20 protein-coding genes are annotated in these 21,958 nt (G+C 61.6%); 16 read left to right on the top strand and 4 right to left on the bottom strand.

Annotated elements, in window-relative coordinates; all coding sequences use genetic code 11:
- Nucleotides 1–27: 27 nt before the first annotated feature.
- The gene (locus CN673_RS13695) at nucleotides 28–507 is read right to left on the bottom strand and encodes a hypothetical protein (protein ID WP_099866949.1); all 480 of its coding nucleotides are present in this window, start codon (nucleotides 505–507) and stop codon (nucleotides 28–30) included.
- A 341-nt stretch (nucleotides 508–848) separates the two neighbouring features.
- Between CN673_RS13695 and sdhC the strand changes: the two genes are divergently transcribed.
- The 5 genes from sdhC to CN673_RS13670 all read left to right on the top strand — a co-directional run bounded on the left by sdhC (nucleotide 849) and on the right by CN673_RS13670 (nucleotide 5,602).
- Nucleotides 849–1,253, top strand: coding sequence for a succinate dehydrogenase, cytochrome b556 subunit (sdhC, locus tag CN673_RS13690; protein ID WP_099866948.1), 405 nt, complete (start codon nucleotides 849–851; stop codon nucleotides 1,251–1,253).
- A 10-nt stretch (nucleotides 1,254–1,263) separates the two neighbouring features.
- Nucleotides 1,264–1,644: a succinate dehydrogenase, hydrophobic membrane anchor protein gene (gene sdhD / locus CN673_RS13685; protein ID WP_099866947.1), complete on the top strand. Its 381-nt coding sequence runs from the start codon at nucleotides 1,264–1,266 to the stop codon at nucleotides 1,642–1,644.
- Nucleotides 1,645–1,651: 7 nt separating this feature from the next.
- A complete protein-coding gene (sdhA, locus tag CN673_RS13680; RefSeq protein WP_099866946.1) occupies nucleotides 1,652–3,499 on the top strand; it encodes a succinate dehydrogenase flavoprotein subunit in 1,848 nt (615 codons plus the stop codon).
- 18 nt (nucleotides 3,500–3,517) lie between these two features.
- Nucleotides 3,518–4,297 carry a succinate dehydrogenase iron-sulfur subunit gene (locus tag CN673_RS13675; protein ID WP_099866945.1) on the top strand — a complete coding sequence of 260 codons (780 nt, stop codon included), beginning with the start codon at nucleotides 3,518–3,520 and terminating at the stop codon, nucleotides 4,295–4,297.
- 168 nt (nucleotides 4,298–4,465) lie between these two features.
- Nucleotides 4,466–5,602: a Leu/Phe/Val dehydrogenase gene (locus CN673_RS13670; RefSeq protein ID WP_099866944.1), complete on the top strand. Its 1,137-nt coding sequence runs from the start codon at nucleotides 4,466–4,468 to the stop codon at nucleotides 5,600–5,602.
- Nucleotides 5,603–5,629: 27 nt separating this feature from the next.
- Here CN673_RS13670 and CN673_RS13665 read toward each other — a convergent pair whose 3' ends face one another.
- Nucleotides 5,630–6,067: an OsmC family protein gene (locus tag CN673_RS13665; RefSeq protein ID WP_099866943.1), complete on the bottom strand. Its 438-nt coding sequence runs from the start codon at nucleotides 6,065–6,067 to the stop codon at nucleotides 5,630–5,632.
- A 164-nt stretch (nucleotides 6,068–6,231) separates the two neighbouring features.
- Here CN673_RS13665 and msrA point away from each other — a divergent pair, with 164 nt between their 5' ends.
- The 10 genes from msrA (at nucleotide 6,232) to lpdA (ending at nucleotide 18,736) form a co-directional block, all read left to right on the top strand.
- On the top strand, nucleotides 6,232–6,840 hold the full coding sequence (gene msrA / locus CN673_RS13660) for a peptide-methionine (S)-S-oxide reductase MsrA (protein WP_099866942.1): 609 nt from the start codon (nucleotides 6,232–6,234) through the stop codon (nucleotides 6,838–6,840).
- 172 nt (nucleotides 6,841–7,012) lie between these two features.
- On the top strand, nucleotides 7,013–7,543 hold the full coding sequence (locus CN673_RS13655) for a protease inhibitor Inh/omp19 family protein (RefSeq protein WP_157928900.1): 531 nt from the start codon (nucleotides 7,013–7,015) through the stop codon (nucleotides 7,541–7,543).
- Nucleotides 7,544–7,653: 110 nt separating this feature from the next.
- Entirely contained in the window at nucleotides 7,654–8,832 is a 1,179-nt protein-coding gene (gene zapE / locus CN673_RS13650; RefSeq protein ID WP_099866940.1) for a cell division protein ZapE, read from the top strand.
- Between the two features lie 159 nt (nucleotides 8,833–8,991).
- The gene (mdh, locus tag CN673_RS13645; protein ID WP_099866939.1) at nucleotides 8,992–9,954 is read left to right on the top strand and encodes a malate dehydrogenase; all 963 of its coding nucleotides are present in this window, start codon (nucleotides 8,992–8,994) and stop codon (nucleotides 9,952–9,954) included.
- A 33-nt stretch (nucleotides 9,955–9,987) separates the two neighbouring features.
- Nucleotides 9,988–11,184 (top strand): ADP-forming succinate--CoA ligase subunit beta, encoded by a 1,197-nt coding sequence (gene sucC, locus CN673_RS13640; RefSeq protein WP_099866938.1) that lies wholly within the window; start codon nucleotides 9,988–9,990, stop codon nucleotides 11,182–11,184.
- Nucleotides 11,185–11,189: 5 nt separating this feature from the next.
- Complete coding sequence (gene sucD, locus CN673_RS13635; protein WP_099866937.1) at nucleotides 11,190–12,101, top strand: succinate--CoA ligase subunit alpha; 912 nt, start codon at nucleotides 11,190–11,192, stop codon at nucleotides 12,099–12,101.
- 127 nt (nucleotides 12,102–12,228) lie between these two features.
- Nucleotides 12,229–15,225 carry a 2-oxoglutarate dehydrogenase E1 component gene (locus CN673_RS13630; protein ID WP_099866936.1) on the top strand — a complete coding sequence of 999 codons (2,997 nt, stop codon included), beginning with the start codon at nucleotides 12,229–12,231 and terminating at the stop codon, nucleotides 15,223–15,225.
- 48 nt (nucleotides 15,226–15,273) lie between these two features.
- Nucleotides 15,274–16,512: a 2-oxoglutarate dehydrogenase complex dihydrolipoyllysine-residue succinyltransferase gene (gene odhB, locus CN673_RS13625; RefSeq protein WP_099866935.1), complete on the top strand. Its 1,239-nt coding sequence runs from the start codon at nucleotides 15,274–15,276 to the stop codon at nucleotides 16,510–16,512.
- Nucleotides 16,513–16,537: 25 nt separating this feature from the next.
- Entirely contained in the window at nucleotides 16,538–17,293 is a 756-nt protein-coding gene (locus tag CN673_RS13620; RefSeq protein ID WP_099866934.1) for an SDR family oxidoreductase, read from the top strand.
- A gap of 36 nt (nucleotides 17,294–17,329) precedes the next feature.
- The gene (lpdA, locus tag CN673_RS13615; protein ID WP_099866933.1) at nucleotides 17,330–18,736 is read left to right on the top strand and encodes a dihydrolipoyl dehydrogenase; all 1,407 of its coding nucleotides are present in this window, start codon (nucleotides 17,330–17,332) and stop codon (nucleotides 18,734–18,736) included.
- Nucleotides 18,737–18,781: 45 nt separating this feature from the next.
- On the opposite strand, the gene CN673_RS13610 is transcribed toward lpdA, so the two are convergent.
- Together CN673_RS13610 and CN673_RS13605 are read right to left on the bottom strand one after the other, a co-directional pair.
- The gene (locus tag CN673_RS13610) at nucleotides 18,782–19,900 is read right to left on the bottom strand and encodes a TraB/GumN family protein (RefSeq protein ID WP_099866932.1); all 1,119 of its coding nucleotides are present in this window, start codon (nucleotides 19,898–19,900) and stop codon (nucleotides 18,782–18,784) included.
- A gap of 35 nt (nucleotides 19,901–19,935) precedes the next feature.
- On the bottom strand, nucleotides 19,936–20,835 hold the full coding sequence (locus tag CN673_RS13605; RefSeq protein WP_099867169.1) for a tyrosine recombinase XerC: 900 nt from the start codon (nucleotides 20,833–20,835) through the stop codon (nucleotides 19,936–19,938).
- A 209-nt stretch (nucleotides 20,836–21,044) separates the two neighbouring features.
- Between CN673_RS13605 and CN673_RS13600 the strand changes: the two genes are divergently transcribed.
- Entirely contained in the window at nucleotides 21,045–21,947 is a 903-nt protein-coding gene (locus CN673_RS13600; RefSeq protein WP_099866931.1) for a GNAT family N-acetyltransferase, read from the top strand.
- The last annotated feature ends 11 nt before the right edge of the window (nucleotides 21,948–21,958 follow it).

The following is a 21,958-nucleotide window of genomic DNA, read 5'->3' as shown; positions in this document are numbered from 1 at the left end:
TGCGCGATAATCGTCGTGTCGACGGCATCAGCTTCCGGGCCGAATCACGCAAACTCCGCCTTCGCTGGCACAGGCCGAGGCGCCGCCAGGATTGATCACCTTCGGGCCGGCGCCGAGCGGCACCGTGGCGCCACTTCGCGGGGCCCCGTAGTCGCGATCGCGTTCGATGAAGAGGTACTCGCCGTTACCACGGTCGCGATAATTGGTGATACCACCTGAATAGGTGCCGCCGGATGCAGGCGCGCGATCTTCGATGATTACGCGATTTCGGCTGGTCCGGTCCCGATCGCGACGGTCATGCCAGCCGTTTCTCCAGCCGCCGCGGTGCTTGTCGCGGCGATGCCAGTCGCGATCGCCGCCGCGGTCCCGATAATGATCGTAGTGGACGCGTCCACTCGCGCCATTGGGAACGGCATCGTCCGCCAACGCGGCTGGACTCCAGAAACTCGCCGTCAGAACCACGAGCAATGCGCCTGCAATCCAGGAACCGTGTGTGAGAGACTTCATGGCTGCGCCTCCTCGTCGATCTCATACCTGCCATCTTGGCCGTTCTTTAAAGATGGGGCACGAAGGCCTTGCCGTCACGTCGCAGGCCCGAAAACATTGCAATATCGTTAAGATGCGTCCGGCCTCTGCGGCGGTCGCCACAAAATCTTTCGATCGCTCGCGGCCTCTATGCGGCTTCAAATCGATTAGTTGGGAGGATCAAGGAGGTGCACGATTTTGTCGTGGCGAAAGTGGGGCACAGGCGCTTTGACGCGGTGCATATAACACATTAAAACGCTTCCAAATCTTTCGAGACCCGCTTCGCGTCCGGCCCATTCGGCGCGAACAGCCATGAGGTAAAGATGGCAAGCGCCACGAAAAACACACGGAAAGCACGGCCGCTTTCGCCGCATCTTTTCATCTACAAGCCGTACCCGACAATGGTCATGTCGATCGTGCACCGCATGACCGGTGCTGCTCTCTATTTCGGGACGATTCTCGTCGCCTGGTGGCTTGTTGCAGCTGCGTCTGGCGAGGCCTATTACGACTGGGTCAATGCCATCTTTGGCTCGTTTCTCGGGCGTCTCGTGCTGCTCGGCTACACTTGGGCGCTCATGCATCACATGGTCGGCGGCATTCGCCATCTCATCTGGGATACCGGTAACGGTCTTGCCAAGGAGACCGCCGACAAGTTTGCCTATGCGACGGTGATCGCATCGGTTGTCCTGACGATCCTCGTGTGGGTCGTCGGCTTCATGGCGCGCTAGGAGGTTGGTAATGAGCTTGCGCACCCCGCTCGCCCGCGTTCGCGGGCTCGGCTCGGCGAGAGACGGCACCGGCCACTTCTGGCGTCAACGCCTGACGGCTGTCTCCAATGTCCCGCTGATCGCATTCTTCGTCGTCTTCCTCGTCATGCACAACGGTGCATCCTATGCCGAGGTGACCGCATCGCTCTCGAATCCCATCGTGGCAGTGTTGATGGGCATGGTGGTTCTTTCCGGGCTCGTCCACATGCGGCTCGGCATGCAGGTCATCATCGAGGACTACATCCATGGCGAGGCCGCCAAGATCGCGTGCCTGATGGCGAATACCTTTTTCACCGTCGTGGTCGGCGCCCTGTCGATCTTCGCGGTTTTGAAACTCGGCTTTGGAGGCTGAACCAGCAATGGCTGATAGCAATAACGGCGCGTCCGCCGTCAATGGCCGCGCCTACGAGTATGTCGACCACGCTTTCGACGTCGTCGTGGTTGGTGCGGGCGGTGCGGGCTTGCGTGCGACGCTCGGCATGGCCGAGCAGGGACTGAAGACGGCGTGCATCACCAAGGTGTTCCCGACCCGCTCTCACACCGTGGCGGCGCAAGGTGGTATCGCCGCCAGTCTCAAGAACATGACGCCCGATTCCTGGCAGTGGCACATGTACGATACCGTCAAGGGATCGGACTGGCTCGGCGATGTCGACGCCATGCAGTACCTCGCCATGGAAGCGCCGAAGGCGGTTTACGAACTGGAGCACTATGGCGTTCCGTTCTCGCGCACCGAGGATGGCCGGATTTATCAGCGCCCGTTCGGCGGGCATATGCAGAATTACGGCGAAGGCCCGCCGGTCCAGCGTACATGCGCGGCGGCCGACAGGACGGGGCATGCGATACTCCATACCCTCTACGGTCAATCGCTGAAGAACAATGCGGAATTCTTCATCGAGTATTTCGCCATCGACCTGATCATGTCGGCCGATGGCGTGTGCACCGGCGTCGTTGCGTGGAACCTCGACGACGGCACGATTCACCGCTTCTCCGCCAAGATGGTCGTGCTGGCCACGGGCGGCTATGGCCGCGCGTATTTCTCGGCGACGAGCGCGCATACCTGTACCGGCGACGGAAACGGCATGATCGCGCGGGCCGGGTTGCCGCTGCAGGACATGGAGTTCGTCCAGTTTCACCCGACGGGCATCTATGGTGCTGGTTGCCTGATTACCGAAGGCGCGCGCGGCGAGGGCGGGTATCTGGTCAATTCCGAGGGCGAGCGCTTCATGGAGCGCTATGCTCCCTCCGCCAAGGACCTTGCCTCCCGTGACGTCGTCTCGCGTTGCATGACGATGGAAATCCGAGAGGGCCGCGGCGTCGGCAAGAGCAAGGATCACATCTATCTGCACCTCGATCATCTGGATCCGGCTGTGCTGCACGAACGTTTGCCCGGCATTTCAGAGAGTGCCAAGATTTTCGCCGGCGTGGACGTGACGAAGGAGCCGATCCCGGTTCTGCCGACGGTCCACTACAACATGGGCGGCATTCCCACCAATTACTGGGGAGAGGTATTGAATGCCGACGGCGCCAACCCAGAGCGGATCGCACCCGGGCTGATGGCTGTCGGCGAAGCTGGATGCGCTTCGGTGCATGGGGCGAACCGTCTCGGCTCGAATTCGCTGATCGACCTCGTGGTCTTTGGTCGCGCGGCGGCGATCCGTGCAGGCGAAGTCATCGACCGTGCCTCGGAGATCCCGTCGCTGGACGAAGCGGCTTGCGACAGGATCATGGATCGCTTCGATCGCCTGCGGCACGCCAATGGCAGCGCACCGACGGCCGAGGTGCGCGATCGCATGCAGAAGATCATGCAGGAGGATGCTGCCGTCTTCCGCACCCAGGAATCTCTGGAATCGGGCTGCCAGCGCATGGCGGATCTTTACGGCGAGCTGCCCAACCTCAAGGTCACCGATCGGTCGATGATCTGGAACTCCGATCTTGTCGAGACGCTGGAGCTGGAAAACCTCATGGCCAGCGCCATCACGACCGTGGTGGGTGCAGAGGCGCGCAAGGAAAGTCGTGGCGCCCATGCCCGCGAGGACTACAAGGACGGCGAATTCGCCGGCCGTGACGACGAGAACTGGCGCAAGCACACGCTGGCATGGGTGGATGCGAAGGGGGCGGTGAAGCTCGACTATCGCCCGGTCCACACCGAACTTCTGGCCGAAGGCATCGCGCTGGAGAAGATCGCGCCGAAAGCGCGGGTCTATTGATCTGGAAGAAAGACCGACATGGTTGAACTGGCACTCCCCAAAAACTCGCAGGTGACCGAAGGCAAGACGTGGTCGAAGCCGGAGGGCGCGGAGAATATCCGCGAGTACCGGATTTATCGCTGGTCGCCGGATGACGACGATAATCCGCGCATCGATACCTATTACGTCGATGTCGACGATTGCGGGCCGATGGTTCTGGACGCACTCTTGTGGATCAAGAACAAGATCGACCCGACGCTGACGCTGCGGCGGTCCTGCCGCGAGGGCATTTGCGGCTCATGCGCGATGAACATCGACGGGACCAATACGCTGGCCTGCACCAAAGGCGCCGACGAGATCGATGGCGCCGTCAAGATCTACCCGCTGCCTCACCTGCCCGTCGTCAAGGATCTGATACCGGATCTGACCAATTTCTACGCGCAGCACCGCTCGATCGAGCCCTGGCTGCAGACGGTATCGCCGACACCGGCCAAGGAATGGAAGCAAAGTCGTGAGGATCGCGCCAAGCTCGACGGCCTTTACGAATGCATCCTCTGTGCCTGCTGCTCGACCTCTTGCCCCAGCTACTGGTGGAATGGTGAGCGCTATCTGGGACCGGCCGTATTGCTTCAGGCCTATCGCTGGCTGATCGATTCGCGTGACGAGGCGACCGGCGAACGTCTCGACAATCTGGAAGATCCTTTCCGGCTCTATCGCTGCCACACCATCATGAACTGCGCGCAGACGTGCCCGAAAGGTCTTAACCCCGCCAAGGCCATCGCCGAAATCAAGAAGATGATGGTGGAGCGCCGGGTCTGAAGGCGGTTCAATTCTCATCTACGCGCTCGTGAACGGGTGCACGAAACTTTCGCCCGCCAATTGGCGGTCGACGGCAGCTTTCCGTCTCTTCAAGCGGCCTATTGGACAACTCATTCCTGCGCGTTGAGGCTATTCTTGCTCCCGAGGAGAACTTTCGGGAGGATTGTCATGGCAGGTGCCATCTCCAGCGTTGCACGAAACCGGGTTGCCGCGGACTCGACCTTGATCGTCGAGGACATCACCGCGTCAGCGGCCCGCCACCACGCCTATGCCGGGCACGAGACCGTGCTTCTGGGGCGGGACGACGAGCGCGGTCTGACGGCGATTATCGCGATCCACTCGACCCGTCTTGGGCCGGCGATCGGCGGGACGCGCATCTGGGCGCATCCGCACTTCGATGACGCGCTTGCCGACGTCTTGCGGCTTTCGGAAGGCATGACGCATAAGGCAGCTGTGGCCGGCCTTCCGCATGGTGGCGGGAAGGCCGTCATCATCGCCAACCCCAAGCGGCAAAAGACGACAGAACTGTTCGATGCCTATGCCGAAATGCTTGGCCTGGTGGCTGAGCGGTATTTCACCGCCGAGGATGTCGGACTGACGCTGGCCGATGCCGACTACCTCAAGGCCCGCACCCCCAATGTTCTGGGCACCACGCGGGGCGGCAGCAAGAATCCGTCCCCCGTTACCGCGTTTGGCGTGTTCCTCGGTATCAAGTCTTCGGTGCGCCATCGGCTCGGCAAGGAGAGCGTCGACGGCCTGACGGTCGCCGTTCAAGGGTTGGGCGCGGTCGGCGTAGAGGTCGCACGCCTGTTGGTTGACGAGGGGGCGCGGCTCATCGTTTCTGACATCGATCCCGAGCGAGTGGACCGCGCAGTCAAGGCGTGGGGTGCCAGGCTTGCCGAACCGGATGACATCTTGGCGATGGAGGCCGATGTGCTTGCACCTTGCGCGCTCGGCGGCGGGCTCAATGCACAGTCCATTCCAATGGTGCGGGCGCAGATCGTAGCCGGCGCCGCCAACAATCAGCTTGCAACCGTCGCCGATGCCGAACGCCTCGCCGAGGCTGGCATCCTCTATGCGCCCGACTATGTGATCAATGCCGGCGGGCTGCTCAATGTCGCCGGTGAGTTGGCTTCCGGCGGGTACGATCGGGACCGGGTCTTCTCGTCCGTAAGGGCTATCCCGGAAACGCTCGCGACGATCTTCCGGCGGGCTGAAGAGGAACGGACGTCCACGGAGGCGATCGCGCGGGTCATCACCCGTGAACGTCTTTCGATGGCGGATGGAACGGGGCGGCCGGGTTGACCCGAGCCGCCCCATAGAATCCCCGATCTAGGAGAGCTTGGCGTCCAAGGTCACCTTGATGGAGCCGTAGGCTTTCGACACCGGACAGTTCTCCTTGGCCTGATTGGCGAGTTTCTTGAAATCTTCTTCCGAGATTCCAGGCACCTTGCCAGTCAGTGTGAGTGCGCTTTCGGTGATTTCGAAACCGCCAGCGGAGGCCTCCTGCACGTTGACGACAGCCTTTGCATCGAGTTCTTCTGCAGGCGTCCCGTTCTCGGCGAGGAAGTGCGAAAGCTGCATGGCGAAGCAGCCCGCGTGCGCCGCTGCCATCAGCTCCTCCGGATTGGTGCCGGCCTTTCCGCTCTCATCCTCAAAGCGCGCCTTGAAAGAATACGGCGTGGCGGACAGCGCGCCGCTCTGACTGTCGATCGAGCCCTTGCCATCTCCAAGCGCTCCCTGCCATTTCGCTGTAGCGTGTCTTTTCATGTCGAATCCTTTCGTTGGTTGTTTCTCGATCGTCTGAACGCCGCAGAAGCGTAACCGGCCCACCGGGCACGGTTCGATGCGGTATCACGGTGACGTGCAAAGCATTGAATTGAAACTCGCAGCGGTCGCGATACGTTCCAAACGGATCATGGAGGTTTCAGATAATGCGCAGCGCCGGCCTTGCCATTCTTCTTTTGTCGAGCCTGACTGTCGTCCAGCCAGCAGGTGCCCAGGATGCAAAGAGCACGGCGATCTTCGCTGGCGGGTGCTTCTGGTGTGTCGAGGCCGATTTCGACAAGGTGAAGGGCGTCACCGATACCGTGTCGGGTTATATCGGCGGCAACAACGACAACCCGACCTATCAGGATCATACCGCCGCAGGACATCGCGAAGCGGTGAAGATCACCTTCGATCCGGCGCAGACGGATTATGCGACGCTGCTTGAGACGTTCTGGCGTACCGTCGATCCCACCGATGGTGGCGGGCAGTTCTGCGATCGCGGCCACAGCTATACCACCGCTGTCTATGCGGTTGATGCGCAGCAGGCGGCGACGGCCGAGCAGTCCCGCGCGGCCGCCGAGAAGGCTCTCGGCGATGATATCGTCACCGAAATCGTGAGCGGCGAGACGTTCTGGCCGGCCGAGACGTATCATCAGGACTATTACAAGAAGAATCCGGTGCGCTACCGCTTCTACCGGCAGGCATGCGGCCGCGATGCGCAGATCGAGCGTCTTTGGGGCGATGCGGCCATGATGGGTGTGGCCGCCAAGTAGCTTAGCGGTCCCAGTCCGTGCATTCGGCGACGATACCTGCCGTGGTGTTGAAAATCTGCACCGCAGGGCGTGCAAATCACGTCCACGCTTGCTATTTCCGACTTCTCGCCATTTTATGGCCTTTTGGAACTTGTCCCTGCGGCAAAAGCAAAGGGTTTCAAGGAGTTTATTGATGCGCATTTCTCACGCAGTCACGATCGCGCTCGTTGCGCTTGCCGTGACAGGCTGCCAGCGGACTTCGGTTGGACCCATGAGCCCGACTGCGGTGCCGACCACGCCCGAGCCCTTGACGCCGGCGCCCGTCGGTGGCGTGCAGGGCAGTCAATTGCCGCCTGCCAGCGGCAGTGATTTCCCCGATGCCCCGGCCGCGCAGGACAATGCAGGCGATCAGCAGGCTTTCGAGATGGCAGCCGCCAGCGCGCCGGACATCACGCGCGAAGCGCTGCTCGGCACGTGGCAGACGGCGGTTGCGGGGGGTAACTGCCAGTTGGCGCTGTCGCTCACGCAATGGACCGGAGGCTATCGCGCCGCATCGCTGCGCTGCCCGGGCCCGGCCGCCAACATCGCGTCCTGGAACGTTTCGGGAAATCAGGTCGTTCTCAACGACCGTGACGGAAATCAGGTGGCACAGCTCTACCAGGCTGCACCCGAGCGCTATCAGGGCTCGCTCGCTGCCGGCGGCTCGATCACGCTCAGCCGTTGATCCTGACAGCCAAGGGCTGCGCGCGGGCAGGCTCCGCTTTCGTCAACACCAGAAAACAGCTGGGCGTGGTGCTTTTCCATGCCCCGTTTGCGGGCTGACCAGGGCCAGACATGGACACCAAGGAATTCGCCAGCGTCGCTCAGCGTTACGAGGCCATGGTCCGCTCCGAGCGCATCGAGCGCGACCCGGCCCAGGAAGCGCTGGCGAGCGAACTTGACCGCGTGATCCACGACATCCGCGATCGACGGATGGCGTCCAAATCCAGTGCGCTCGGCTGGCTCTTCGCCAAGAAGCGGCGCGGGGACGGGAAGTCGCGGGTCAAGGGGCTCTATGTCCATGGCGCCGTCGGCCGTGGCAAGACGATGCTGATGGATCTCTTCTTCCATGCCGTGCCGGCAAAGCGGAAGCGGCGCGTTCATTTCCACGACTTCATGGCCGATGTGCATGAACGTATCCATGCGCATCGGGCAGCTCTGAAGCGGGGGGAAACGAAGCAGGATGATCCGATCCCGCCTGTCGCCGCTGCACTTTACGACGAGGCTTGGGTGCTGTGTTTCGACGAATTCTCAGTGACCGACATCACCGATGCGATGATTCTGTCGCGCCTCTTCACGCAGCTCTTCGAGCGCGGCGCAGTCTTGATCGCCACCTCCAACGTGGCCCCGGATGATCTTTACAAGGATGGACTCAACCGGCAGCTGTTCACGCCGTTCATCGATCTTCTGAAGACGTATACCAAGATCGTCAGCCTGGACGCGCGTACCGATTATCGCCTCGAGAAACTGGAGCGGCAACCTGTCTACCTCCACCCGGTCGATGCCAAGGCGCGGGCGACGTTCGAAAAGGCATGGCGTGAGGAGATCGCCGGAGAAACCGTGGCGCGGCGGACGATCGCCCATCGAGGGCGCGAGATCGTGGTGCCGAAAGCTGCGAACGGATCGGCCCGTTTCACTTTCGATGACCTCTGCGCCCAGCCGCTCGGAGCTTCCGATTACGGGCGCATCGCGGCGCAATTCGATACAGTGTTCATCGAGGACATACCTGTGCTCTCCAGGAGCCGGCGCAATGAGGCCAAGCGGTTCATCATGCTCGTCGATACGCTTTACGATGCGCGTCGTCGCGCCTTCATGCTTGCCGCCGCGGCGCCTGAAGCGCTCTACGCTGAAAAGTCGGGTACGGAGGGTTTCGAATTTGAACGCACGGCCTCACGGCTGATGGAGATGCAGAGCGCCGACTACATCAAGGAAAGCGAGAAGAAATCGACGGAAGCGTCGTCGAATTCTGTTTGAAACTTTGACGTTTACGTAACTCACGGATAATCTAACCGTTTGAATTTGCTGGCAGGCAAAGTTTAAGTTGCCAAATGCAAGGCATGCGTCTATCCCGACGGGCAAGAATTTTTGGGGCGATCGGGCCCCGATATGCTTGACGACAGAGGAAACGCATCTATGGCGCGCAATAAAATCGCACTCATCGGTTCCGGCATGATTGGCGGCACCCTCGCGCATCTGGCAGGGCTGAAAGAGTTGGGCGACGTCGTTCTCTTCGACATCGCGGAAGGCATCCCGCAGGGCAAAGGCCTCGACATCGCGGAATCGTCTCCCGTCGATGGCTTCGACGCCAAATTCCAGGGCGCTAACGACTATTCCGCGATCGAAGGTGCCAATGTCTGCATCGTCACCGCCGGTGTGCCGCGCAAGCCGGGCATGAGCCGCGACGATCTTCTGGAAATCAATCTCAAGGTGATGGAGCAGGTCGGCGCCGGCATCAAGAAGTATGCTCCCGACGCGTTCGTCATCTGCATCACCAATCCGCTCGACGCGATGGTCTGGGCGCTGCAGAAATTCTCCGGCCTTCCCAAAACGAAGGTCGTTGGCATGGCAGGCGTGTTGGATTCCGCGCGTTTCCGCTACTTCCTCGCCGAAGAATTCAACGTATCGGTCGAGGACGTCAACGCGTTCGTGCTCGGCGGCCACGGCGACACCATGGTGCCGCTGGCCCGCTATTCGACCGTTGGCGGTATCCCGCTGCCCGATCTCGTCAAGATGGGCTGGTGCACGAAGGAGCGTCTCGAAGAGATCATCCAGCGCACCCGCGACGGTGGCGCAGAGATCGTCGGCCTGCTCAAGAGTGGTTCGGCCTATTACGCGCCTGCGGCGGCTGCGATCGTCATGGCTGAATCCTATCTGAAGGACAAGAAGCGGGTGCTGCCCTGCGCGGCGCACCTTTCCGGTCAGTACGGCGTCAACGACATGTATGTCGGCGTGCCGACGGTCATTGGCGCAGAAGGCATCGAACGAATTATCGAGATCGAGCTCAACAAGACCGAGCAGAAGGCCTTCGACAAGTCTGTCGAAAGCGTCGCCGGGCTTTGCGAGGCCTGCCGCAACATTGCGCCGAGCCTGAAATAATTCGCCTGCCTTTCAACTGGGGACTTCCAAGCGATGAACATTCACGAATACCAGGCCAAGCGCCTACTCGGCGGCTTCGGTGCGCCGATTGCCGAAGGTGTGGCCGTCTATTCGCCGGAGCAGGCGGAAGAATGGGCCGCAAAGCTTCCGGGACCGCTTTATGTGGTCAAGAGCCAGATTCATGCCGGCGGTCGCGGCAAGGGCAAGTTCAAGGAACTTCCCGAAGACGCCAAGGGCGGTGTCCGCCTCGCGCGGTCGCCGGAAGAGGTTGTTGCCCACGCGAAAGAAATGCTCGGCAATACGCTCGTTACCAAGCAGACCGGCCCTGAGGGCAAGGTCGTGAACCGCCTCTACATCGAGGACGGCGCCGACATCGCGCGTGAACTTTACCTTTCGATACTGGTCGATCGGACGGTCGGCCGGCCTGCTTTCGTCGTCTCCACCGAAGGCGGAATGGACATCGAGGCGGTCGCAGAGGAAACGCCGGAGAAGATCCTCACCCTGCCGATCGATCCGGAAGCGGGCGTAACCGAAGAAGACGGCAAGACGCTTTGCGATGCGCTGGAACTTAAGGACGAGGCGCGCGCCGACGGCATGGCGCTCTTCCCGATCCTCTACAAGGCCTTCATGGACAAGGACATGAGCCTGCTTGAGGTCAACCCGCTGATCGTGATGGAAGACGGCCGGCTCCGCGTTCTGGACGCCAAGGTGTCTTTCGACAGCAATGCGCTCTTCCGCCACGACGACATCCGCGAACTGCGTGACGAAACCGAGGAAGACGCCAAGGAAATCGAAGCGTCCAAGCACGATCTCGCCTATGTCGCGCTCGACGGTAACATCGGCTGCATGGTCAATGGTGCCGGGCTCGCCATGGCGACGATGGACATCATCAAGCTCTATGGTGCTGAGCCGGCAAACTTTCTCGACGTTGGAGGCGGTGCTTCCAAGGAAAAGGTTACGGCGGCGTTCAAGATCATCACCGCGGACCCTGCGGTGCAGGGCATCCTCGTGAACATTTTCGGGGGCATCATGCGCTGCGATGTCATCGCCGAAGGTGTGATTGCCGCAGTCAAGGAGGTGGGCCTGAAGGTTCCGCTTGTGGTCCGCCTGGAAGGCACGAATGTCGAACTCGGCAAGAAGATCATCGACGAAAGCGGTCTCAATGTCATCTCGGCCGACGATCTCGACGATGCGGCGCAGAAGATCGTAAACGCTGTGAAGGGGGCCTGAACCGAATGTCGATTCTCGTCAACAAGGACACCAAGGTTCTCGTTCAGGGCCTGACCGGCAAGACCGGGACTTTTCATACGGAACAGGCGCTTGCCTATCACGACACGAAGATGGTCGGCGGAATCCACCCGAAGAAGGGTGGCGAGACGTGGACCGGACAGGTCGATGGCGCCGGTCGCGATCTGCCGATCTTCTCGTCGGTCGCCGAGGGCAAGGAGAAGACCGGTGCCAACGCCTCGGTCATCTACGTGCCGCCGGCTGGCGCTGCCGATGCGATCGTCGAAGCCATCGAGGCCGAAATCCCGCTGATCGTCTGCATCACCGAAGGCATTCCGGTCACCGACATGATCCGGGTCAAGTCGCGGCTGGAAAAGTCCAGTTCGCGCCTTATCGGCCCGAACTGCCCCGGTGTGCTCACGCCGGACGAATGCAAGATCGGCATCATGCCGGGTTCGATCTTCAAGAAGGGCTCGGTGGGCATCCTGTCGCGGTCGGGGACGCTGACCTACGAGGCGGTTTTCCAGACGACGAATGAAGGCCTTGGTCAATCGACCGCGGTCGGCATTGGCGGCGACCCGGTCAAGGGCACCGAGTTCATCGATATGCTGGAGATGTTCCTCGCCGACGACGAGACGCAGTCGATCATCATGATCGGCGAAATCGGTGGCTCGGCTGAAGAGGATGCGGCGCAATTCCTCAAGGACGAGGCGGCGAAGGGCCGCAAGAAGCCCATGGTCGGCTTCATCGCAGGACGCACCGCCCCTCCCGGACGCACAATGGGCCACGCCGGCGCGGTGATTTCCGGCGGCAAGGGTGGGGCCGACGACAAGATCGCCGCGATGGAGGCAGCGGGAATTCGCGTGTCGCCATCGCCGGCCCAACTCGGCAAGACCCTCGTGGAAGTCCTCAAGGGTTGAGACGATCGAGCGGCCGGCCTTCGGGCCGGCCGTCATGCCTTCCGGTAGGCACATTCACCGGCCAAAAGTGGAACGGTAGCGATACCGAAATGAATTCAGGAGGCGGAGCAATCCTCCGCAGCGGACAATGGCCAGGCAAGACGCCAACGACACCTTCCAAATGACCTCCTTCCTCTACGGTGGAAACGCCCAGTATATCGAGGAGCTCTACGCCCGCTATCAGGACGCGCCGGCTTCGGTGCCGGAGGAATGGCAGGCATTTTTCGGCGGCCTCGACGAGGACGCCGACAATGTCAGGAAGGCCGCAAGCGGAGCATCCTGGAAGCGCAAGAACTGGCCGATCCCGGCCAATGGCGAACTCGTATCGGCGCTTGACGGTGATTGGGGCGCAGTCGAGAAGCACCTGGAAAAGAAGATCTCGGCCAAGTCCGCCAACGGCGCGGCGGCAGGCGAAGCACAGATGTCGAGCGAGGAAGTGCTGCGCGCCACGCGCGATTCCGTGCGCGCCATCATGATGATCCGCGCCTATCGCATGCGTGGACACCTGCATGCCAAGCTTGACCCGCTCGGCATCGCGGAGGAGCGCGAGGACTATAACGAGCTGTCGCCGGAAGCCTATGGCTTCGAGGAGACCGATTTCGACCGCCGCATCTTCCTCGACAACGTCCTTGGTCTGGAATACGCGACGATCCGCGAGATGCTCGACATTCTCAAGCGGACCTATTGCTCGACCATCGGCGTCGAGTTCATGCACATCTCAAATCCCGAAGAAAAGTCGTGGATTCAGGAGCGGATCGAAGGGCCGGACAAGGGTGTCGAGTTCACGCCGAAAGGCAAGATGGCGATCCTGCAGAAGCTGATCGAGTCGGAAGGCTTCGAGCAGTTCATCGACGTCAAGTACAAGGGCACCAAGCGCTTCGGCCTCGATGGCGGCGAGTCGCTGATCCCGGCGCTGGAGCAGATCATCAAGCGCGGTGGCCAGATGGGCCTCAAGGAGATCGTGCTCGGCATGGCCCACCGTGGCCGGCTCAATGTTCTCTCGCAGGTGATGAACAAGCCGCATCGGGCGATCTTCCACGAGTTCAAGGGCGGCTCGTTCGCGCCCGACGATGTGGAAGGTTCTGGCGATGTGAAGTATCACCTCGGCGCCTCTTCGGACCGTGAATTCGACGGCAACAAGGTCCACCTGTCGCTGACTGCCAACCCGTCGCATCTGGAGATCGTCAATCCGGTCGTGATGGGCAAGGCCCGCGCCAAGCAGGACCAGCTCGCCGGCCAGCCGCGCGAGGAGATCGTGCCGCTCTCGACGCGCTCGCAGGTCCTGCCTCTGCTTCTGCATGGTGACGCGGCCTTCGCAGGTCAGGGCGTTGTTGCGGAATGTTTCGGCCTGTCGGGTCTTCGCGGACACAGGGTCGCGGGGACGGTGCATTTCATCATCAACAACCAGATCGGCTTCACGACGAACCCGCGTTTCCAGCGCTCGTCGCCTTATCCGTCCGATGTGGCGAAAATGATCGAGGCGCCGATCTTCCACGTCAATGGGGACGACCCGGAAGCGGTCACCTACGCGACCAAGATCGCCATGGAATTTCGCATGAAGTTCCACAAGCCCGTCGTCATCGACATGTTCTGCTATCGCCGATTCGGCCACAATGAGGGCGACGAGCCGGCGTTCACCCAGCCGAAGATGTACAAGAAGATCCGCAGCCACGAGACGGTGGTGCAGGTCTACTCCAAGAAGCTGATCGACGAGGGCCTCATCGAACTCGGCACCTTCGAGAAGATGAAGGCCGATTGGCGCGCGCATCTGGAACAGGAATTCGAGAGCGGCCAATCCTACAAGCCGAACAAGGCCGACTGGCTCGACGGTGTATGGTCGGGCATGCGGGTGGCGGACAATCAGGACGAGCAGCGGCGCGGCAAGACGGCGCTGACGACCAAGTCTCTGAAGGAAATGGGGCGCAAGCTTTCGGAAGTGCCGGAAGGGTTCAAGGCGCACCGGACGATCCAGCGCTTCATGCAGAACCGCGCCAAGATGATCGAGAGCGGCGAGGGCATCGACTGGGCGACCGCCGAAGCGATGGCATTCGGCTCCCTGCTGCTCGAAGGGCACCCGGTCCGTCTTTCCGGCCAGGACGTGGAACGCGGAACGTTCTCGCAGCGCCATTCGGTGCTCTACGACCAGGAAAGCGAAGACCGCTATATCCCTCTCAACAACCTCGCCAAGGGCCAGCAGCTCTACGAGGTGATCAACTCCATGCTGTCGGAGGAAGCCGTCCTCGGCTTTGAGTATGGCTATTCGCTGTCGGAGCCGAACGCGCTGACGCTGTGGGAAGCGCAGTTCGGCGACTTCGCCAATGGCGCCCAGGTCGTCTTCGACCAGTTCATCTCATCGGGCGAGCGCAAGTGGCTGCGCATGTCTGGTCTCGTCTGCCTGCTGCCGCACGGCTATGAAGGCCAAGGGCCGGAGCACTCCTCGGCGCGCCTCGAGCGCTGGCTGCAGCTGTGCGCGGAAGACAACATGCAGGTGGCTCACTGCACGACACCGGCCAACTACTTTCACATCCTGCGGCGGCAGATGAAGCGCGATTTCCGCAAGCCGCTGATCATCATGACGCCGAAATCGCTGCTGCGTCACAAGCGCGCCGTTTCCACGCTGTCGGAACTGGCGGGCGAGACGTCTTTCCATCGGCTGTTGTGGGACGATGCGGAAGTCCTCAAGAACGAGCCGATCAAGCTCCAGAAGGACAACAAGATTCGTCGCGTCGTGATGTGCTCGGGCAAGGTCTATTACGACCTTTACGAGGAGCGCGAGTCACGCGGCATCGACGATGTGTACCTTCTGCGTCTGGAGCAGCTCTATCCGTTCCCCGCAAAGGCACTGATCAATGAACTGTCGCGCTTCCGCAATGCGGAGATGGTGTGGTGCCAGGAAGAGCCCAAGAACATGGGCGCCTGGTCCTTCATCGACCCTTATCTCGAATGGGTCCTGGCGCATATCGACGCCAAGTATCAGCGCGTGCGCTACACGGGCCGCCCGGCATCGGCATCACCGGCAACCGGCCTGATGTCCAAGCACAAAGCGCAGCTCGACTCCTTCCTCGAAGATGCGCTCGGCAGCTAGCCGGGCGCCCGTCACTCCTAACGCCACCCGAACGAAAAGCTGAGACCAATGGCCACCGAAATCCGCGTCCCGACACTGGGCGAATCCGTTTCCGAAGCAACCATCGGCACCTGGTTCAAGAAGGTTGGCGATGCGATCTCCGCCGACGAGCCGCTGGTCGAGCTCGAGACCGACAAGGTCACCATCGAGGTCCCCGCCCCGGCGGCCGGCACCTTGTCGGAGATTCTCGCCAAGGAAGGCGAGACCGTGGAGGTGAACGCTCTGCTCGGTCAGATCGAAGCCGGCCAGGGTGCGGCTCCCGCTCCCGCAAAGAAGGGCGACGACGCGGAGACGAAAGCCAGCGAGCCGACTGCTTCTCAACCGGCCGACAAGCCGGCGAAGGAAAAATCCGAAGGCGATATGCCGCCCGCTCCGTCAGCCAGCAAGCTGATGGCCGAGAACAAGGTCTCGGCCGACCGGGTCGAGGGCTCGGGCAAGCGTGGCCAGATCCTCAAGGGCGACGTGCTCGATGCCATTGCCAAGGGTCCGTCGGCATCGGCCGATGACGCGCCCAGGGCACCGCGGGCCGCAGCGCCTGCCGACGATGAGGCGCGAGAGGAGCGGGTGAAGATGACCCGTCTGCGCCAGACCATCGCAAAGCGCCTGAAGGACGCCCAGAACACCGCGGCCATGCTGACCACCTATAACGAGGTGGACATGACGGCCGTTATGGAAATGCGCAAGAAATACAAGGACATCTTCGAGAAGAAGCACGGTGTGAAGCTTGGCTTCATGGGCTTCTTCACCAAGGCCGTCACGCATGCGCTGAAGGAGATTCCGTCGGTCAATGCCGAAATCGACGGCACCGACATCATCTTCAAGAACTTCTGCCATATCGGCGTTGCCGTCGGTACCGACAAGGGACTGGTGGTGCCCGTCGTGCGCGATGCCGATCAGATGTCGATCGCCGAAGTCGAAAAGGAGATCGGCAGGCTCGGTGTGGCAGCGCGCGACGGCAAGCTCGGCATGGCCGACATGCAGGGCGGCACCTTCACCATATCGAATGGCGGCGTCTACGGATCGCTGATGTCATCGCCGATCCTGAACGCGCCGCAGTCCGGCATTCTCGGCATGCACAAGATCCAGGAGCGGCCCATCGCGCTCAATGGGCAGGTCGTGATCCGGCCGATGATGTATCTCGCCTTATCCTACGATCACCGGATCGTCGACGGCAAGGAGGCCGTCACCTTCCTCGTGCGTGTCAAGGAGAGCCTTGAAGACCCCGAGCGCCTCGTCCTCGATCTCTGATCGTCAGCAAGCCAGGAATGAAGGCATGATTGCGACGGCGCGCACATTGCTGGTGACCGGAGGCAGCCGCGGGATCGGGGCTGCGGTTTCCCGGCTGGCGGGACAACGCGGATATCGTGTTGCGGTCAACTACGTTACCAATCGGCCAGCCGCCGAGGCCGTCGTGGCGGATATCCAGACGGCGGGCGGCGATGCGTTCGCCATTGCTGGCGACGTCGGCGTCGAGCGTGACGTACTGGCGATGTTCCAGGCCGTCGATGATCGCTTCGGTCGGCTGGATGCGCTTGTCAACAATGCCGGTGTCGTCGATCGGATGGCGCGACTCGATGAAATTTCGGCCGATCGTCTGGAGCGGATGTTCCGCATCAACATCACGGGCGCCTTTCTCTGCGCGCGTGAGGCCGTCAAGCGCATGTCGACGAAACATGGCGGACGGGGCGGTGCGATCGTCAATCTTTCCTCGGCGGCAGCACGGCTTGGATCGGCGAACTGGTATGTCGATTATGCGGCTTCCAAGGGTGCGATAGACACGATGACGAAAGGCCTCGCGCTCGAGGTGGCTGCCGAGGGCATTCGGGTCAACGGTGTGCGGCCTGGCATCATCGATACGGACATTCATGCCTCGGGCGGCGAGCCCGGCCGCGTTGCAGCGGTGCGCGACAGCCTCCCAATGAAGCGTGAGGGCACTGCGGAAGAGGTCGCCCGCGGCATCTTGTGGCTATTGTCCGACGAGGCCTCCTACACGACCGGCACCACGCTCGATATCACCGGCGGACGCTGAGCGACGGCCGGTTCACGGAACGAAAGGAACATATCAATGGCTTACGATCTCGTCGTGATCGGCTCCGGTCCAGGCGGCTATGTCTGCGCCGTCAAGGCGGCCCAGTTGGGGCTGAAGACAGCGATTGTCGAAAAGCGCGCGACGCTCGGCGGAACATGCCTCAACATCGGCTGCATTCCCTCCAAGGCGATGCTCCACGCCTCCGAAGTCTTCCACCAGGCGGGGCATACCCATGCAGAGCTCGGCGTGGAGGTCGGCAGGCCGAAACTCAATCTAAAAGCGATGATGGCGCACAAGGATGCGACAGTTAAGGCAAATGTCGATGGCGTCGCCTTCCTGATGAAGAAGAACAAGATCGACGTTCTCACCGGCACCGGCAAGGTGCTGGGCGAGGGCAAGGTGTCCGTCATCGACGAGGGCGGCAAGGAAACCGAGGTCGAAACGAAGAACATCGTTATCGCGACCGGTTCCGATGTCGCAGGCATCCCCGGAGTGGAGCTTGAATTCGACGAGAAAGTCATCGTTTCGTCGACCGGAGCGCTGGAACTTGAGAAGGTGCCGGAACGCCTCGTCGTTGTCGGCGGGGGCGTCATCGGCCTCGAACTCGGCTCGGTCTGGGCACGGCTGGGTGCCAAGGTGACGGTCGTGGAATATCTCGACACGATTCTCGGCGGCATGGATGGCGAGGTGTCCAAGCAATTCCAGCGGATGCTCGCCAAGCAAGGGATCGAATTCAAGCTGGGCCAGAAAGTGACGGCGGTCCAAAAAGGCGGTGCCGGCGCGAACGTGACCTTCGAGCCTGCCAAGGGCGGCGAGGCGGAGACGATCGAGGCCGACATCGTACTCGTTTCGACCGGGCGCAAACCCTATACAGACGGCCTCGGCCTCGAGAATGCCGGCGTCGTTCTGGACAAGCAGGGGCGGGTCGAAATCAACGACCATTTCCAGACCTCCGTGCAAGGCGTCTACGCCATCGGCGATGTCGTCGCCGGCCCGATGCTGGCGCACAAGGCCGAGGACGAAGGCGTCGCGGTTGCCGAGATCCTTGCTGGCCAAGCCGGCCATGTGAACTATGATGTCATTCCGAGCGTTGTTTACACCGAGCCGGAAGTGGCCTCGATCGGCCGTACCGAAGAGCAACTGAAGGAAGCCGGCGTCGCCTACAAGGCGGGCAAGTTTCCTTTCACGGCCAATGGGCGGGCGCGCGCGATGCTGGCGACCGACGGCTTCGTCAAGATCCTGGCCGACAAGCAGACCGACCGTGTGCTGGGCGTGCATATCGTCGGCGCCGGTGCCGGCGACCTGATCCACGAAGCTGCGGTTCTCATGGAGTTTGGCGGCTCATCGGAGGACTTGGCGCGTACATGCCATGCGCACCCGACGCTTTCCGAAGTTGTCAAGGAGGCCGCCCTGGCGACGTTCGCCAAACCCATTCACATGTAGACGAAGGACGTGAGTGTATCGGCCGTCCGTAGCCGGCGGCCCGTGCTATTCGACCCGCGTGACACGGTAGCCTGCATCGCGCAGCAGCGCGATCAGGCCTTCCTCGCCGGGCAGGTGCAACGCTCCGACGGCGATGAAGGCGTTGCCTTCGCTGATGATCGGCACCGCTCTTTCGGCCATGAGCCGGTTGCGCGCCAGGATGATCCTTTCCTCGAACGCGGCATAACCCTCACCATCGATCTGCGAGCCTGCAGGCGCTGCCTGACGGATCATCGGCAGGATCATGCCGGTTTTGCCTTCAAGATAGAGATCGGTCATCGTGGTCATCACGTCGTCCAGCAAGGGGCCGAGTGATACCGTCTCGACGAGCCCGTCGAGGTGGAATTCCATGGGGAGTTCTGCCATTGCCGTGAGCTGTTCCTCGACGGTTTCAAGACCTTTCAAGACCTTGCCCTTGGCAATCGCCTCTTCCGCCAGCATCTTGTCGAGAAATGCCTCGCCTTTGGCCTTTCGTGCCATTTCGCAGGCAGGCAGGGCGATGAGGCCCGCGACCATCCAGGGTTTCATGCGGGTCACCGCGGCGACCGGCAGCCCGAGTTCCTCGAGCCTTTCAGAAACCAGCGCGTAGTCGCCCGGCTTCATCAGGGATTCCAGCGTTTCGCCATCTGTGAACATGGTCAGTTCAGGGCGCGCGAGGATCGCGGACTGCGCCCGTTCCGGGTCGATGATCTCATCCGTTTCGATGACTATGGTCGCCGCAGCGTTGAAGGCCTTCTCCGTTTCCGGCGCAAGCTCGGTGACTTGAGGGTCGGAGACATGCATCGTTCCGAAAAGCCAGGAAGGAGCAGCGCCGTCGTCCTCGATCCGCCAGAGCAGGCCGGAGCCGTTTGGTGTTGCTTCCGCTTCGGCAAGCAGTGTTTCCAGACCCTGCGGGTCGTCCCGGCGCATGGCTTCCACCAGGTTCGCGCCGCCGCACTCCTCGGTATCGGCCATCTCCTGGGCAAAGGCCTGGTTGCCGATGGCGAGCAGCACAAGGATCAGGCTCAGCATCACGATCGCATGAACGGCACCGAGCGTCGCCAGTGTCATGCGTGCGAATCGATCTTCCGCCTTCAATAGCCCGATGGGCGTGCGGTGCAGAGGTGCCATTTGATCTTTCTTCATCGGGAAATCTTGTTCCGGAAGGTGCCAAGAATCGGTTAAGCGCGCGGATGCGCCTTGCGGTAGGAGTCCAGGAGGCGCGCGGTGTCGACACCGGTGTAGATCTGGGTGGTCGAGAGGCTGGCATGCCCCAGCAATTCCTGGATTGTCCTGAGGTCGCCGCCGCCCGCCAGAAGATGCGTCGCGAACGAATGGCGCAGCGCATGGGGCGTCGCGCTTTCGGGAAGGCCGAGCGCGCCGCGCATCTTCTGCATCTCACGCTGAACGATGCCGGCTTTCAAGGGGCCGCCTTTCGCACCGAGAAAGAGCGGCGCATCGCCCGGAAGATGGTAGGGGCAGAGCCTTCGATAGGCCTCGACTGCTTCTCGCGCGGCGGCAAGGAGTGGGACGACGCGCGTCTTGCCTCCCTTGCCGGTGATGCGAATCGACGGTGTCTGGGGGCCAATCTGCGCGGCCGTGAGCGTCAGCGCCTCCGAAATCCGCAGGCCGCACCCGTAGAGCAATGTCAGCACCGCCATGTTGCGTGCCGCGATCCACGGTTCGGAGGCCAGTTGTTCGCGGGCATCGACAACACTCAACGCCTGCCGGTCCGTCAGTGGCTTGGGGAGCGATTTCGGCTGGCGCGGCGCCCTGATGGCGTTCGCGCCCGCCGTATTGGCAAGCCCTTGGCGCTCAAGATGGCGCAGCAGCGAGCGGATGCCGGCAAGCCCGCGACCGAGGGTGCGCGGTCCGGCGCCGTCGCGGCGTCTGCTGGCGAGAAATGCGCGCAAATCGGCTGGTCGCAATGCGCGGATATCGTCCAGGCTTGGCGCAGCGCCGATGTGCGACTGAAGGAACCACAGGAACTGGCGCATGTCGCGCTCGTAGGCTTCCACCGTTTTTGGTGAGAGGCGCCGCTCACTTTCCAGAGCTGCCAGCCATTCGCGACGTTTTTCCATCAGCTCCGGCGTGCCGGGCAGCAAGGTTGTGGTCACGACGCATTACACTCCACAATCTGAATTGATCGCCGACGCTACGCACCTGAAGCTGGGGCATAATGGTTATGCAAGGGTTACAATGTTAGAAATCCGCCTTAAATACACGCTGTCATTGCCGTTTAATGTTGTGATGCGATGTGTGTCGGGATTTCGTGTGGCGGGGACTCGCTATGGCTCAGAAACGCTTTCAGCTTCCCGATTTTGGCGGTGTCGTGGATGCCATCTCGCTCGTCTCGCAGGGCCAGCCGGGGCATGTCGTCGATGAATTGATCGCCGAGCGGGGCAGGCGCCTCGTCAATCATCCACTCTGGCCCGTCATGCGGCCGTTTCTTTATCTCGGTCTGCACTACGGCAAGGCGCTTGAATTCGCCGACACCGTCGCCAACATGCCCGGTTTCCAGGCATTCGAGTTCGCGAGCGCTCAACTGAACCTCGACGTGCGCGTGAAACGCGGCGAGCGGATTCCGGAGCGTGGCGGCTTTATCATGGTGTCGAACCATCCCACCGGGATCGCCGACGGCATTGCGGTTTTCGATCTCTTGAAGGATCGACGTCCGGACATGATGTTCTTCGCCAATCGCGATGCGATTCGCGTCAATCCGCGATTTGTTGAGATGGTGATTCCCGTTGAATGGCGCGAAGAGCACAAAAGCAAGATAAAGGCGCGAGAGACGCTGCAACTGACGACGCGTGCAGTGAAGGAAGAGAAGGTGACCGTTCTCTTCCCTTCGGGGCGTATTGCCTATTGGGCAAACGGCTGTCTCAACGAGCGGCCCTGGAAGCAATCCGCCGTGTCGCTTTCACGCAAATACGGTCTGCCGATTCTTCCGGTCCACATGACGGCGCGCAATTCGGGCTTGTTCTACTGGCTGTCGAAGTGGTCGACGGAATTGCGCGACATGACCGTCTTCCACGAGTTGCTGAACAAGAAGCAGCAGACCTTCGAGTTCACCGTCGGCGAGATGATCGCCCCGGACGAGCTCGACGGCGACCCGATGCAGGTGACCAAGGCCCTCGAACACCACTCCGTCTATGGGCTTGCCGCCGATCCCGATAGAACGTTTCGCATCTGATGGCACTGCGC

The organism is Neopararhizobium haloflavum (genome assembly GCF_002750855.1).
Taxonomy (GTDB): Bacteria; Pseudomonadota; Alphaproteobacteria; order Rhizobiales; family Rhizobiaceae; genus Georhizobium; species Georhizobium haloflavum.
This window is presented reverse-complemented; position numbering and strand designations above follow the sequence as displayed.